Origin of the sequence: Azospirillum lipoferum 4B (genome assembly GCF_000283655.1) — a bacterium.
Classification (GTDB): domain Bacteria; phylum Pseudomonadota; class Alphaproteobacteria; order Azospirillales; family Azospirillaceae; genus Azospirillum; species Azospirillum lipoferum_C.
The window spans coordinates 565032-578231 of sequence record NC_016587.1 but is presented as its reverse complement, the minus strand read 5'-3'; the positions used below and the strand labels follow the sequence as shown (position 1 = coordinate 578231).

The 13200-nt window shown below is 69.2% G+C and carries 12 protein-coding genes; 1 reads left to right on the top strand and 11 read right to left on the bottom strand.

Annotated features, from left to right (window positions below; translation table 11 throughout):
* Nucleotides 1-52 precede the first annotated feature (52 nt).
* Together AZOLI_RS26885 and AZOLI_RS26880 are read right to left on the bottom strand one after the other, a co-directional pair.
* Nucleotides 53-1540: an HlyD family type I secretion periplasmic adaptor subunit gene (locus AZOLI_RS26885; RefSeq protein WP_014189810.1), complete on the bottom strand. Its 1488-nt coding sequence runs from the start codon at nt 1538-1540 to the stop codon at nt 53-55.
* Nucleotides 1527-3689 carry a type I secretion system permease/ATPase gene (locus AZOLI_RS26880; RefSeq protein ID WP_014189809.1) on the bottom strand — a complete coding sequence of 721 codons (2163 nt, stop codon included), beginning with the start codon at nt 3687-3689 and terminating at the stop codon, nt 1527-1529. Before AZOLI_RS26880 ends, AZOLI_RS26885 begins: the two co-directional genes overlap by 14 nt.
* Before the next feature lie 720 nt (nt 3690-4409).
* Between AZOLI_RS26880 and AZOLI_RS33875 the strand changes: the two genes are divergently transcribed.
* Nucleotides 4410-4946 carry a transposase gene (locus AZOLI_RS33875; RefSeq protein ID WP_429725914.1) on the top strand — a complete coding sequence of 179 codons (537 nt, stop codon included), beginning with the start codon at nt 4410-4412 and terminating at the stop codon, nt 4944-4946.
* Here the strand turns inward: AZOLI_RS33875 and AZOLI_RS26875 are convergent.
* From AZOLI_RS26875 to AZOLI_RS26835, 9 genes are all read right to left on the bottom strand, one after another.
* Nucleotides 4852-6141, bottom strand: a complete 1290-nt coding sequence (locus AZOLI_RS26875; protein WP_014189807.1) for an NAD(P)/FAD-dependent oxidoreductase — start codon at nt 6139-6141, stop codon at nt 4852-4854. The genes AZOLI_RS33875 and AZOLI_RS26875 overlap by 95 nt on opposite strands.
* A complete protein-coding gene (locus tag AZOLI_RS26870) occupies nt 6138-7337 on the bottom strand; it encodes a M20 aminoacylase family protein (RefSeq protein ID WP_014189806.1) in 1200 nt (399 codons plus the stop codon). The genes AZOLI_RS26875 and AZOLI_RS26870 overlap by 4 nt, the downstream gene beginning before the upstream one ends.
* Nucleotides 7334-7885 (bottom strand): L-2-amino-thiazoline-4-carboxylic acid hydrolase, encoded by a 552-nt coding sequence (locus AZOLI_RS26865; protein WP_014189805.1) that lies wholly within the window; start codon nt 7883-7885, stop codon nt 7334-7336. The genes AZOLI_RS26870 and AZOLI_RS26865 overlap by 4 nt, the downstream gene beginning before the upstream one ends.
* Nucleotides 7886-7900: 15 nt before the next feature.
* Nucleotides 7901-8677 (bottom strand): ABC transporter ATP-binding protein, encoded by a 777-nt coding sequence (locus AZOLI_RS26860; protein WP_014189804.1) that lies wholly within the window; start codon nt 8675-8677, stop codon nt 7901-7903.
* Nucleotides 8667-9434 (bottom strand): ABC transporter ATP-binding protein, encoded by a 768-nt coding sequence (locus tag AZOLI_RS26855; protein ID WP_014189803.1) that lies wholly within the window; start codon nt 9432-9434, stop codon nt 8667-8669. Before AZOLI_RS26855 ends, AZOLI_RS26860 begins: the two co-directional genes overlap by 11 nt.
* Before the next feature lie 8 nt (nt 9435-9442).
* Complete coding sequence (locus AZOLI_RS26850; RefSeq protein WP_014189802.1) at nt 9443-10507, bottom strand: branched-chain amino acid ABC transporter permease; 1065 nt, start codon at nt 10505-10507, stop codon at nt 9443-9445.
* Entirely contained in the window at nt 10488-11405 is a 918-nt protein-coding gene (locus AZOLI_RS26845; RefSeq protein ID WP_014189801.1) for a branched-chain amino acid ABC transporter permease, read from the bottom strand. Before AZOLI_RS26845 ends, AZOLI_RS26850 begins: the two co-directional genes overlap by 20 nt.
* Before the next feature lie 116 nt (nt 11406-11521).
* Entirely contained in the window at nt 11522-12643 is a 1122-nt protein-coding gene (locus AZOLI_RS26840) for an ABC transporter substrate-binding protein (protein ID WP_014189800.1), read from the bottom strand.
* A 29-nt stretch (nt 12644-12672) separates the two neighbouring features.
* Nucleotides 12673-13170, bottom strand: coding sequence for an L-2-amino-thiazoline-4-carboxylic acid hydrolase (locus tag AZOLI_RS26835; RefSeq protein ID WP_014189799.1), 498 nt, complete (start codon nt 13168-13170; stop codon nt 12673-12675).
* Nucleotides 13171-13200 lie beyond the last annotated feature (30 nt).

Sequence of the window (13200 nt, the reverse complement as noted above, 5' to 3'; positions counted from 1 at the left end):
GGCCCGGTTGCTTGGGGGCCTTGCGGCTGTGGGTTCGGGAAAGGTTCGGGACTCAGCGCTCGCGCATCGCGTCGTGGACGTGGGCGAGCACCGGGGAAAGCAGGTAGTCGAGGATGCGGCGGCGGCCGGTCTTCACCTCCGCCGTCACCGCCATGCCGGGAGCCAGCGCGATGTCCTCGCCGGTCTCGCCGCGGATGACGGTGCGGTCCAGCGCGATGCGCGCCGAGAATTTCGGGCCGTCGCGGTCGGCCGCCGCCACCGGTTCGGCCGCCCCGGTGCGTGCCGCCGCCCCGTCCGGCGGCAGGATCACGTCGTGCGAAACCGCCGCGACCGTGCCGGGCAGCAGCCCGTAGCGGGTGAAGGGAAAGGCATCGACCTTGATTTCCGCCGGCATGCCGGGGTGGAGGAAGCCGATGTCCTTGTTTTCCACCTGCACCTCGACGACCAGGGTGCGGTTGGCCGGGACGATCACCATCAGCGGTTCCGCCGCCGTGACCACCCCGCCGACCGTGTGGACGGAGAGCTGCTGGATCACCCCGCCGACCGGCGCGGTCAGAAGCTGGCGCTCCCGCCGCCGCGCCGCCTTGGTCAGTTCCTGACGCAGGGCGGCGGCGCGGTTCTCGGCATCGGCGAGGTCGGTCATCGCCCTGCCGTCGAACTCCGCGATCACCCGCCGCCGCTCGTCGCCCAGCCCCTTCAGCGCCGCCTCGGCCTCGGCCTCGCGGTTCTTCGCGGCGACGGCGCCATACTCGACCTCGGCAAGCTCCTTCTCCAGCTCCAGCAGGTCGAAGCGCGGGCTGTAGCCGCGCTGGGACAGGTTCCGTTTGGCCTGCACCTGCTCACGGATCAGCGGCAGGGTGGCAGCCAGCCGTGCCTTCTCCGCGGCCAGCGCCGCGATCTCCGCCCGGCGCTGGCGCTCCTGGCTGCCGATGGCGTCGAGCGCGGCGTCGCGGGCTGTCAGCTGGTTGGCGAGGATCGAGCGCTGCAGCGCCACCAGCGCGGCGTCGGCGGCGGGCGGCGGGTCGAAGCCGCGCCGGCCGGCCAGGGCGGCGCGCAGGCGGGCCGCCTCGGTCTCCGCCACCGCCAGCTCCCATTCGGCGCGCCCGGCGTCGGCGGCGCTGTCGGTGGGGTCGAGTTCCAGCAGGACCGCGCCCTGTTCCACCTGCTGCCCTTCGGTGACGCGGATGGCGCGGACGATGCCCGGCTCCAGCGTCTGCACCAGCTTGTTGCGGTCGCTGGGGATGATGCGCCCGCGGGTGACGGCGGTGATGTCGATGTGGCCGATCCAGGCCCAGGTGACGGCGACGACGGCGAAGGCGACGATCAGCAGCGACACCGCCCTGGCGAACGGCGAGGGCGGCGTGTCCATCGCCTCCAGCGCCGCCGGCAGGAACTCCAGCTCGTGCCCGCGGCGGGGACGGACGCGGGGCGGCAGGGGCGGGTTTGGCGGCGGCGGGTTTGGCGGCGGTGCGGCGGCGGTAGCGGCCGGCGCATCCTGCGTCGCCGCCACGGGTTCGGTCGCGGTCTCAAGCGACGCCATGATCGGCCTCCGCCTGTCTGCCCGCCTGCATCCGCCACAGCGCCGCATAGCGCCCGCCGAGCCGGATCAGGTCGTCATGGGTGCCCTGTTCGGCGATCCGCCCCTCTTCCACCGTGACGATGCGGTCGCAGCCGCGCACGGTGGACAGGCGGTGGGCGACGATCAGAACCGTGCGGTTGTCGCAGATGCGGCGCATGTTGGCCTGGATCGCCGCCTCGCTCTCGACGTCGAGCGCGCTGGTCGCCTCGTCGAAGATCAGGATGCGCGGGTCGGTGGCCAGCGCGCGGGCGATGGCGACGCGCTGGCGCTGTCCGCCCGACAGGCTGGCGCCACGCTCGCCGATCACCGTGTCGTAGCCTTCGGGCAGGCCCAGGATGAAGCGGTCCGCCCCGGCCAGCCGCGCCGCCTCGACGATCCGCTCCATCGGCATGCCGGGATCGGCCAGCGCGATGTTGTCGCGGATGGAGCGGTTGAACAGCACGTTCTCCTGCAGGACGACGCCGATCTGGCGCCGCAGCCACGCCACGTCCACCAGCGACAGGTCCACGTCGTCGATCAGAACGCGGCCGGTCTCCGGCACATAGAGCCGCTGCACCAGCTTGGTCAGCGTGCTCTTTCCCGAGCCGGACGAGCCGACGATGCCGACCGTCTCCCCCGCCTCCACCGTCAGGTCGATGCCCTGGAGCGTCGGGGAGGCGTCGGGGCGATAGCGGAATCCCACCCGGTCGAAGCGGATGCGGCCGCGGATGGCGGGCAGCGGCAGGCGGCCGGGTTTCGCCGCCGGTTCCGGCGTGGTGTTGAGGATGTCGGCCAGCCTCTCGACCGAGACGCGCGCCTGCTGGAAGTCGTTCCACAGCTGCGCCAGCCGCAGCACCGGCGACGACACCCGGCCCGCCAGCATGTTCACCGCCACCAGCGCGCCGATGGTCAGCGCGCCGGCGATCACCTCCTGCGCGCCGACATAGAGCAGGGCCGCCAGGGTCAGCTTGCTGACGAGCTGGACGGCCTGGCCGGCGACCACGCCCAGGCTGGACGCGCGGAAGGCGGCGCCGACATAGGCGGCCAGCTTCTCCTCCCAATGGCGGCGCATCTCCGGTTCCACCGCCATCGCCTTCAGCGTTTCGATGCCGGAAATGCTCTCGACCAGGAAGGCCTGGTTCTCCGCCCCCAGGGCGAATTTCGCCTCCAGCCGCCGCCGCAGGATCGGGGTGACGGCAAGGCTGATCGCGGCATAGACCGGCAGCGACGCCAGCACGATGCCGGTCAGCGCCGGGCTGTACCACCACATCACCGCCAGGAAGACGACGGTGAAGACCAGATCGATGACCAGCGTCAGCGCCGATCCGGTCAGGAAATCGCGGATGCGGTCCAGTTCGCGCACCCGCGCCACGTTGTCGCCGACCCGGCGCGCCTGGAAATAGGGCAGCGGCAGCGCCAGCAGATGGTCGAACAGCCGAGCGCCCAGAGTCACGTCGACCCGGCTGGTGGTGTGCGAGAACAGATAGCTGCGCAACCCGCCCAGCACCGTCTCGAACAGCGACACCACCACCAGCCCGATGGTCAGGATGTCCAGCGTGGTCAGGCTGCGGTGGGCCAGCACCTTGTCGACGACGACCTGGAAGAACAGCGGACTGATCAGCCCGAACACCTGCAACATGAAGGAGGCGATCAGGATTTCCGAAAACAGGTGCCGGTATTTCAGCAGGGCCGGCACGAACCAGCCGATGCCGAAGCGCACCTGCGCCAGATCCAGGCCGGCGCGGCGCGCCATCAGCACCAGTTCGCCCGACCATGCCGGCTCGACCACCGCGCGCGGCAGCGCCAGCGGCTTCGATTCCAGCGGGTCCTGGATCAGCGCGCGGTCGCCGTCGATCTTGGCGATGATGAAGTAACGGCCGTCGCGCCGTCTGGCGATCGCCGGCAGCGGCGTGGCGGCCAGCCGTTCCCAGCGGGTGGTGACGGATCGCGCCTTCAGGCCGAATCGCTTCGCCGCGCGCAGGATGTCAAGCGTCTCCATCGCCCGGCCGCGGGCAGCCTGATCATGGCGGAGCTGCTCCGGATCGGCGGGATGGCCCATGAGGCGTAGCATGAGGGTCAGGCATGACAGTCCGGTATCCGGAATCACGCTGTCTTCCACCAGACGTGGCATGCCTCATTCCCTGGATTTCATCTCGAGACCATGCTTGCGTCGGCGAATGGTGCCGCTCGCGGACGGCAGCCAATAAGCTGTGGTCCCGCCGCGTGGCGGACCGGAGCGTGCATGTTCCTCAACAGATGAAAAAGTTACGAGTCCTCGGAAACTTTCTGCTACCTTGATAACCGAGGGCGCTTCCGGGAATCAACATAAATTGCGCTCGTTTTTCGCGAACCAGCCTGAGGTTGACGCACGAAAGCGATTGCATTGCCCGGAGAAGCGGGCGCAAAAGTAGAACTTGCGCGGCGAGTGGCGACCGCATTCGGCCGGCCTTCAGTTCGGCGATGATCCTGGCGGTGATTCGCTGATACAGGCTGGTCCGGTCCTGGCTGGACCGGGGGCGCGTTGTTGCGTGTGATATCGCGGATCTCCGCGACGGGCCGCCGCGCGCCTCTCCCGCATCCGGGCGTGAGACTTCCCTTTCGATATCGAACCCGTGCGGGTGTTGCCGATTGCCGGATGGGGCGAGAGGCCGCAGGATCACGGCAAGCTTGCGGCCATCGTCAGCCCCGCTATCCTTGCCGTCATCCTCTTGAGACCGATAGGGACGGGAGACCGCGTCCATTGCAGCCAACCCGGATATCACGATGTGTTGTGTTGGACGCACACCCACCGACGAGTCCAGTTCGGTGAGTTGCGATCCCACGCGTCTTGCCGTGTTGATCGACGCTGAAAATGTTCCGGTCTCGATCTGGCCGGTGGTTCAGAGGCTGCTTCCCCGGCTTGGCTGTTCATGGTTCGCCCGTGCCTATGCCTGCGGCGATAAGGGGGGATGGGGCGCCATTGACGGAGTCCAACTGGTCGATGCCGCTGGACAGGGCCGAGGCCAAGGAGGCCCGGTTCGTCGATGCGTTTCGGCGCTGGACCCCCGACCGCGGTTGCTGGGTGCACTTGTCCAAGTTTGGCGATTATGGCGCCGGCCAAGCCCTGAGCGATGAGCAGTACCGTCTGATCGAACCGCCGATCCCGCCACCCAAACCGGCAGGGCGACCGCGCAGCACGGGCATGCGCCATCTTCTGGACGGCCTGTTCTACGTGGTGCGCACCGGCTGCCAGTGGCGTGGGGCGCGGCACGGTTCGATGAGACACCCGGCCGCGGTGCAGCCCTACAGTGCATTCAGCCAGTCCGGTCGAGCCGGCGCAGGTGCAGCATGTAGAGCCGTGCGAAGCGGCTTACCAGATCGTGGAAGGGAAGCGGCTTCACGGCCGTGAAGGGCAGAGCCAGATCTCGCGGCCGGGCGCCGATGGCTTGGCGGGCCAGTTCCCGCCCCACCGCGGTGCCGAGCGCCATGCCGCGGCCATTGTAGCCCACCGCCCCGACCACACCGGGAGCCAGTTCGTGGAAATGGGGACGGAAATCGGCGGTCATCGCCAGATGTCCGCTCCAGTTCCGGGCGATCGCCGGATCGCCGGCCTGCGGGAAGACCCGGCGGATGCGCTCGCGCACCCGCTCTCGTGCCCGAGAGTCGGCGTTGGCGGAACGGACCAGGGTGCAGCCCGAAACCAGCCGGTTGTCGGCGGTCCACCGGAAGAAATACAGGTCGCCGCGCGTGTCGCTGCAGGCCATGTCCGAGGGAAGCACGCTGTCGCGCAGCCGGGCAGGCAGCGGCTCCGTCACCATCTGGAAATTCAGCACCGGCACGATGGAGCGCCGCAGGCCCGGCCAGAGACCGTCGGTATAGGCGTTGGTCGCCAGCACGACGCGGTCGGCGGTCACGCTTCCCTGCGGCGTCGCCAGCCGCCAGCCGCCGCCGGCACGGTCGATCGCCGTGACGGGGGAGGCGCCGTGGATCCGCACACCCAGGCCGATGGCGGCGCGTGCCAGTTCACGGGCCAGCGACAGCGGGTTCACATGGCCGCCGGTGGGTGCGACCATCGCCCCATGCCAGAAGCCGGTGCCCAGCGCCCGTTCGGTCTGGCCGGCGTCGAGCAGATCGACCTCCGCCCCCAGCGCCCGCCATTGCGCAACCCGCTTCTCCACCGCCGCCATGCGGCCGGGCCGGTGGGCCGGCTGGATCCAGCCCTTCTGCACCCCATCGCAGCGGATCTGGTAGCGCCGGATCAGGTCGAAGACCAGTTCGGCAGACCCGCCGACCATGCGGGCCAGCGCCGTTCCCGTCTCCTCCCCATAGGCGGAGGTCAGGTTCGCCGGGTCCAGGCGGGACAGGGTCGGAATGATCTGGCCGTTGTTGCGGCCGGACCCGCCGAAACCGGGTTCCTGCGCTTCCAGCACGACGGCGCGCACCCCCTGTTCGGCAAGATGGATCGCGGTGGAAAGGCCGGTCACGCCCGCGCCGACGATGGCGACGTCGGCCTGCACGGTCTCGTCCAGCGGCCGGATGTCCGGTGCAGCCACGGCGGTCGCCGCCCAATGCGAGTCGGGCATGGACTGATGGAGCATGGTCATTGCGCCGCCTCCGCCGGGAGCAGGGCCTTCGCCAACGCCACCCAATAGCTGGCGCCGATGGCGAGGTTGGCATCGTTGAAGTCGTAGGCCGGATTGTGCAGCAGGCAGCCGCCCTCGGCCGGACCGTTGCCGAGCCAGATGTAGCAGCCCGGCCGCTCCTTCAGCATGAAGGCGAAATCCTCGGCGCCCATCGAGGGCATGGGGTCGTGGTCGATGTTCTCCTCCCCGACCAGGGCCGCGGCCACCCCGGCGCACAGGGCGGTTTCCGCCGGGCTGTTGACGGTCGCCGGATAGCGCCGTTCGTAGCGCACGCTGGCGCTGCAGCCGAAGGAGGCGGCGGTGTGTTCCGCCAATGTCCTCAGACGCGCCTCCACCACGTCCTGCACGCTCTCCTTGAAGGCGCGCACGGTGCCGCGCAGCGTGACGTCGGACGGGATGACGTTCCAGGTGTCGCCGCCGAAAATCCAGGTCGGGGACACCACCGCGCTGTCCAGCGGATGCAGGCTGCGGCCGGGGATGGTCTGGAGCGCGGTCAGCAGATGGCCGGCGGCGGTGACGGGGTCGTTGCCCATGTGGGGCATGGCGGCGTGGCTGCCCTTGCCGTGGATCGCCACCTCGAAGATGTCGTAGCTGCCCATCATCGGCCCCGGACGGAGCGCGATGTGCCCCAGCGGCAGGCCCGGCCAGTTGTGCATGCCGTAGACGCCCTCCACCGGGAAACGCTCGAACAGCCCGTCGGCGATCATCTCGCGTGCGCCGCCCTCATTCTCCTCCGCCGGCTGGAAGATGACATGCAGCGTTCCGGCGAAGTCGGGATCCTCGGCCAGGATCTTCGCGGCTCCCAGCAGCATGGTCGTGTGGCCGTCATGGCCGCAGGCATGCATCCGGCCCGGATTGACCGAGCGGTGGGCGAAGGCGTTCGTCTCCTGGATGTGCAGGGCGTCCATGTCGGCCCGCAGCGCGATGGCGCGGTTGCCGGGACGCCGCCCCTTCAGCGTGCCGACCACGCCGGTGCGGCCCAGCCCCGTCGCCACCTCCAGGCCGAAGTCGCGCAGCTTGGCGGCGACGAAGGCGGCGGTCTCATGCTCCTCGAAGGCGGTTTCGGGATGGGCGTGCAGATGGTGCCGCCAGTGCCGCATTTCGGGAGCCAACGCCTCGGCGGCCGGGTCCAGGCGGACAGTCGCGGGAATGGTCATTCCGGATTCTCCATGCTGCCGCTTCCGGGCAGGCTGTAGCGGAAGTCGCAGTGGCTGTCGCCCTGCATGATGGTCCGGGTCCGGGTGAAGCGGGCATCCGGCAGGTAGCCGCACATGAACTCGCCGTCGCGGTTGCAGGACAGGATGTCGCCGATCTCCTGCACGCCCATCTCGCGGTAGCTCTCCGCATACCGGCACCGGGTGACGTTGAAGCCGAGCCGGTCCGGCGCGCTTTCGACCACCTCCAGCCGCAGGGCGTCGCCGGCGGTCCACAGGGCGAGCCGGTCGCGGAAGGTGGCGAGATCCGCGGTGCCGCGGGTTGCGCGGTCTTCCGCCGCCATGGCGGCCCCGGCCTCGCGCGCCATCGTCTCGATGGCGCGTGCGAGGACGGCCCGCGCCCGCTCCCGGCCGATCTCGGGCACCAGCTGGTCATAGAGCGCCTTGGCGAAGGCCGCCTCGACGCGCCGCCGGTCCAGGATCGGCATGGCGTTGAGTGAAGGCGGGGCGGGCGCTGCGGGGATGGGCGGGGTTTCGTCGGTGTGGGTCATCGATCCGCTCCTTCTTCAGCCGCCGAGATAGGCCGCCCGGACACGCGGGTCGGCCGCAAGGTCAGCGGCATTGCCGGACAGCGTAACCCGCCCGGCCTCCATCACGTAGGCATGATCGGCGACGCGCAGCGCCGCGCGGGCATTCTGCTCCACCAGCAGGATGGAGGTGCCTTCGCCGCGGATCCGCGTCAGCAGGTCGAAGATCTGCTTCACCACCATCGGCGCCAGTCCGAGCGACGGCTCGTCCAGCAGCAGAAGCCGCGGCTTCGACATCAGGGCGCGGGCGATGCACAGCATCTGCTGTTCGCCGCCGGACAGCGACCCGGCCTTCTGGATCAGCCGTTCGCGCAGGCGGGGAAACAGGTCCAGCATCTCCTCCATCCGTGCGGCACGGTCTTGGCGCAGGGCCCGCCCGCCCAGCAGCAGGTTTTCCCGAACCGTCATGGTGCCGAAGATCTGCCGCCCTTCGGGCGCCTGGGCCAGCCCGCGCCGCACCACCTCGTGGCTCGGGCTGTCGGTCAGGTCGCGGCCGTCGAACACGGTGGCGCCGCCGCTGCTGCGGTAGATGCCGGACAGCGCCCGCATCAGCGTGGTCTTGCCGACGCCGTTGGCGCCGAGCACCGCGACGATGGCGCCCTCGGCGACGTCGAGAGAGACGCCGCGCAGGATCTCCTGCGACCCCATCCGCACCGTCAGGTCGCGGACCTCCAGGATGCGGCGGACGGCGTGGGTGGCGGGGGCCGTGGCAGGGGCGGGGGCCGTGGCGGGGGCGTGAACTCCGTCAGGCGGCATCGTCTTCCACTCCCAGATAGGCTTCGAGGACGGCGGGGTCGCGCTGGACCTCGTCGGGCGTGCCGTCGGCGATCTTGCGGCCCGAGGCCAGCACGATGACCCGGCTGCAGCTTCCCATCACCAGCCCCATGTCGTGCTCGACCAGCAGGACGGTGATGCCGCCGGCATGCAGGCGGCGGATGAAGGCCGCCAGTTCGGCGGTCTCGGTGTCGTTCAGCCCGGCGGCCGGCTCGTCGAGGATCAGCAGCCGGGGCGAGGTCGCCAGCGCGCGGGCGATCTCCAGATACTTGCGCTTGCCGTAGGAGAGGTTGGCGGCGATCTCCCCGGCCTGATCGGCCAGCCCGACCCGTTCGAGCGCCTCCCAGCTGCGCTCGCTGACCGCGCGGCTGCGGGCGCCGCCATTGACCAGGGCCTGCCAGGGCGACTGACCGGAACGGCCCACCGCACCGACCGACACGTTGTCGAACACCGTCATGGTCGGGAAGACGCGCAGGTTCTGGAAGGTGCGGCCCATGCCCATGCGGGCGATCTGCCAGGGCTTGTGCCCGGTGATGTCGCGCCCGGCGAAGGTGACGCTGCCTTCCGACGGCGGCGTGAAGCCGGTGATCAGGTTGAACAGGGTGGTCTTGCCGGCGCCGTTCGGGCCGATCAGCCCGACCAGTTCGCCCTCGGCGATGGTGGCGCTGACGTCGCCGACCGCCAGCAGGCCGCCGAAGCGCCGCGTCAGCCCCTGGATGTTCAGAAGTGTGTCGCTCATGGTCCGCCTCACTTCCAGCCGACCGGCTTGCCGCCGGCGACGGTGGCCCAGCCACGGGCGAAGGCGCGGCGGACGAAGCCGAGCGCGACGCCTTCGGTCAGCATGCCCTTCGGCAGCAGCAGGATGGACAGGAACATCGTCACCCCCACGGCGATCATGCGGTAATCGCCGATGCCGCGGAGCGCCTCCGGCAGGACGATCATGAACAGGGCGCCGACGACCGCGCCGGGCAGGCTGCCCAGCCCGCCGACCACGACCATCGCCAGGATCAGGATCGATTCCATGAAGCGGAAATTGTCCGGCGCGATATAGGCGGAGGTGTGGGCCAGCAGGGCTCCGGCGATGCCGGCGAAGAAGGTGGCGACGACGAAGGATTCGATCTTCAGCCGCACCACGTCGACCCCCATGCTGTCGGCGCACTGGTCGTCCTCGCGCAGGGCCCGCAGCGCGTTGCCGTAGTAGGAGTGGGTCAGCCGGTGCAGCACCCACAGGCTGGCGACGGCGACCGCGGCCACCACCAGATAGCGGCTGAGCAGCGTATCGGCCTGCCAGCCGAACAGCTCGACCGGCGGGATGCCGCGGATTCCCATCGGCCCGCGGGTCAGATCCACCCAGTTCAGCAGGATCACATAGATCATCTCGCCGATGCCGAGCGTGGCGACGGCGAAATAGATGCTGACCAGCCTCATGGTCGGCAGGGCGACCAGAAGGCCGAACAGCGCGGCGATCAGCCCGGCCGCCGGCAGGGTGACGATGAAGGGCAGGCCGAGCTTGGTCGACAGCAGCGCGGCGGCGTAGGCGCCGATGCCGTAGAAGGCGGCATGTCCGATCGACAGCAGTCCGGCCGTTCCGGTGACATGGTTCAGGCTGGCCGACAGGATGACGAAGATCGTCGCCGTGATGGCGATCTGGGCGAGGTAGCTGGAACCCGTCGCGGCGATGGCGGCCGGCACGGCGCCGAAGGCGACGACCAGCAGAAGAAGGGTCCAGCCATGCTGCCGGCCGCGCCATGCGGCGGCGGGCAGCGCCGCGGTGTCCGGCATCGGCCGGGCGTCAGGCACGTTCACGTCCATGTCCGAACAATCCTTGCGGGAAGAAGACCAGCGTGATGACCAGAAGGCTGTAGGTGATCAGATCCTTCCAGCCGCTCGACAGGAATTCGGTGGCGATGCTCTCCGACACGCCGAGCAGAAGCGCGCAGGCGACCGCCCCCGGAATGCTGGACAGCCCGCCCATCACCATGGCGACGAAGGCCTTGACGCCGGGGGCGAATCCCATGTGCGGCGAGATGGCGCCGTCATAGAGCCCGACCAGGATTCCCGCCGTCGCCCCCAGCATCGATCCGACGGCGAAGGTGGTGACGATGGTGCGGTCGGTGTCGATGCCGACATAGCGGGCGCCCAGCTGGTTGTTGGAAACCGCCCGGATGCCCAGCCCGGTCTGGGTGCGGTAGAGCAGGAACTGCAGGGCGCCCAGCATCACGGCGGAGGTGGCGAAGATCACCAGGCTGCCGCTGGCGACCATCACCGGACCGATGGCGACCGGCCTTTGCAGCAGATAGCCGGCCGGAATGCCCTGCATGTCGCCGCCGAACAGGTGCATCATCACCTCCCGCGTCACGATCGACACGGCCAGCGAGGACAGCAGGGTCGCTTCGCGCATGGCTCGGGATTTCTGACTAGCCTCGTCGTTGAAGCGGCGGAAGGGGCGGAAGGCGATGCGCTCCAGCCCGACCCCGGCCAGCGCGCCGGCGGCCAGGACCAGCGGCACCACCGCCAGCAGCGGCGGGGCGAAGGCGGTGATGACCATCAGCCCGACGAAGGCGCCGACGGTATAGACCTCGCCATGGGCGAAGTTGACGACGTTGAGCACACCGAAGATCAGCGTGAAGCCGATCGCCATCAGGGCATAGACGCAGCCGATGGACAGGCCGTTGATGACCTGCTGAAGAAAGAAGATGTCGAAAACCATGGCAAGCTCCAGGCTTCGGGGGGCATGCCCGCCGGCTTGGGCGGGACTGGCCCCCGCGGCTTTCGTCCGTCGGACGGATCGGGCGTGATGCCCGGAGGTGGCAGGCGCGGGACCGTTCAGGGACCCGCCACCACCTGGAACCTGCCGTCCTTCACCATCATCCGCGCCAGCGACTTGGACGGTTCGCGGGTGACGGGATCGAAGCTGGTGGCGCCGGTGACGCCGGGATAGGCGGTGGTGGAGGCCAGCGCGTCGCGCAGGCTCTGGCGCGTCACCGCGGGGCCGGCCTTGGCCACGGCGTCGAGCATGATGCCGACCGCGTCGTAGGCCTGGGCGGCGAACATGCCTGGTTCCGCCTTGTAGCGCGCCGAGTATTCCGTCACGAAGCTGCGCACCGCCGGGTCGGGATTGTCCGGGGTGAAGGTGGTCGCCAGATGCAGCCCCTCGACCGATCCGCGGCCCAGTTCGATCAGCTTGGGCGAATAGAGGGAGCTGGTGCCGTAGAGCGGGATGGCGATGCCCAGCTGTTCGCGCTGCTGGGCCAGCGCCGCGCCCTCTTCATAGAACATGGCGAGATAGATCACGTCCGGCTTCTGCCGCGCGACCTTGGTCAGGATGGAGCGGAAATCGCGGTTGCCGGGGTTGAAGGCTTCGGTGGAGACGATCTTGCCGCCCTTGGCCTTGAAACCGGCGACGAAGCCGTCGAGCGCCGAGATGCCCCAGTCGTTCTGGATGTAGATCACCGCCGCCGACTTCAGGCCGCCGGCCAGGATCCAGTCGGCATTGTAGGGGCCTTCGAAGGCCTGGGTGGTGATGTTGCGGAACTGCCAGGGGCTGATCTTGGTGAAGTCGGGATGGGAAGCGGTCTGGGACAGCTGCGGCATCTTCTCGGCGGCATAGATCTCGCCGGCCGCCATCGAGACGGTGGAGGAGAAATCGCCGATCACCCCGACGATCTTCGGATTGTCCAGGAACTTGCGGGCGATGTTGCGCGCTTCCTTGGGATCGTCCTTGCTGTCCTCGAAGGCGATGGAGACGGTGGCGCCCGCCAGCTTGCCGGACTTGTTGAACTCCTCCAGCTTGATCTGCGCCGCGTTGCGGAACATCTCGCCATATTGGCTGCGGTCGCCGCTGAGCGGCGCCTGATAGCCGATGACGATCTCGCGGTCGGCTGCGGTTGCGGAACCGGCGGCCAGCAAGGTGCCGAGGACGGCGCCGAGGATGAAGTGCGTCTTCATGGTGCTGCTCCCTTTCGACGGGACCGGGGTCAAAGTGCTGCGGCCGGCGCCGGCCGGCCCGGCGTGATGGTCAGGTGGCAGCAGGTGCTGCGGCCCGGCTTCCAGGTGTCGACCTCGATGTCGAAGCCGGCGGTCTCGAAGGTGCCCTTGTCGACCGATCCGGCGAGTTCGCACAGCGTCTCCACCGTCTCCACCGGCAGCTTCGCCTCCATCCAGGCCTCCTTCAGCGGGCAGGTGTGGAAGCGGATCTCCAGCACCTCGTCGGTGCAGCGCACGACCTCCGGCCCGAACTGGGCCTCGGCGTCGGGGATGAATTTCAGGAAGGCGTCCCTCAGGCCGGCCAGATCGGCGGGAGCATGGGGAGCGAAGTTGTGGGCTATCGCCGCACCCCGGCGGTAGATGGTGCGCGCCATGATCTCCCTGGCCTTGCCGTCGCCGATCTCCTTGCGCATCTCGTCGAAGGCGGCCTCATAGACCATGGCGCGGCTTTTCATCGCGTCCCGCAAGAGCTTGCGAAAATCGTCCATCGGTGAAGTCTCCTGTTCGTATCGGCTGCT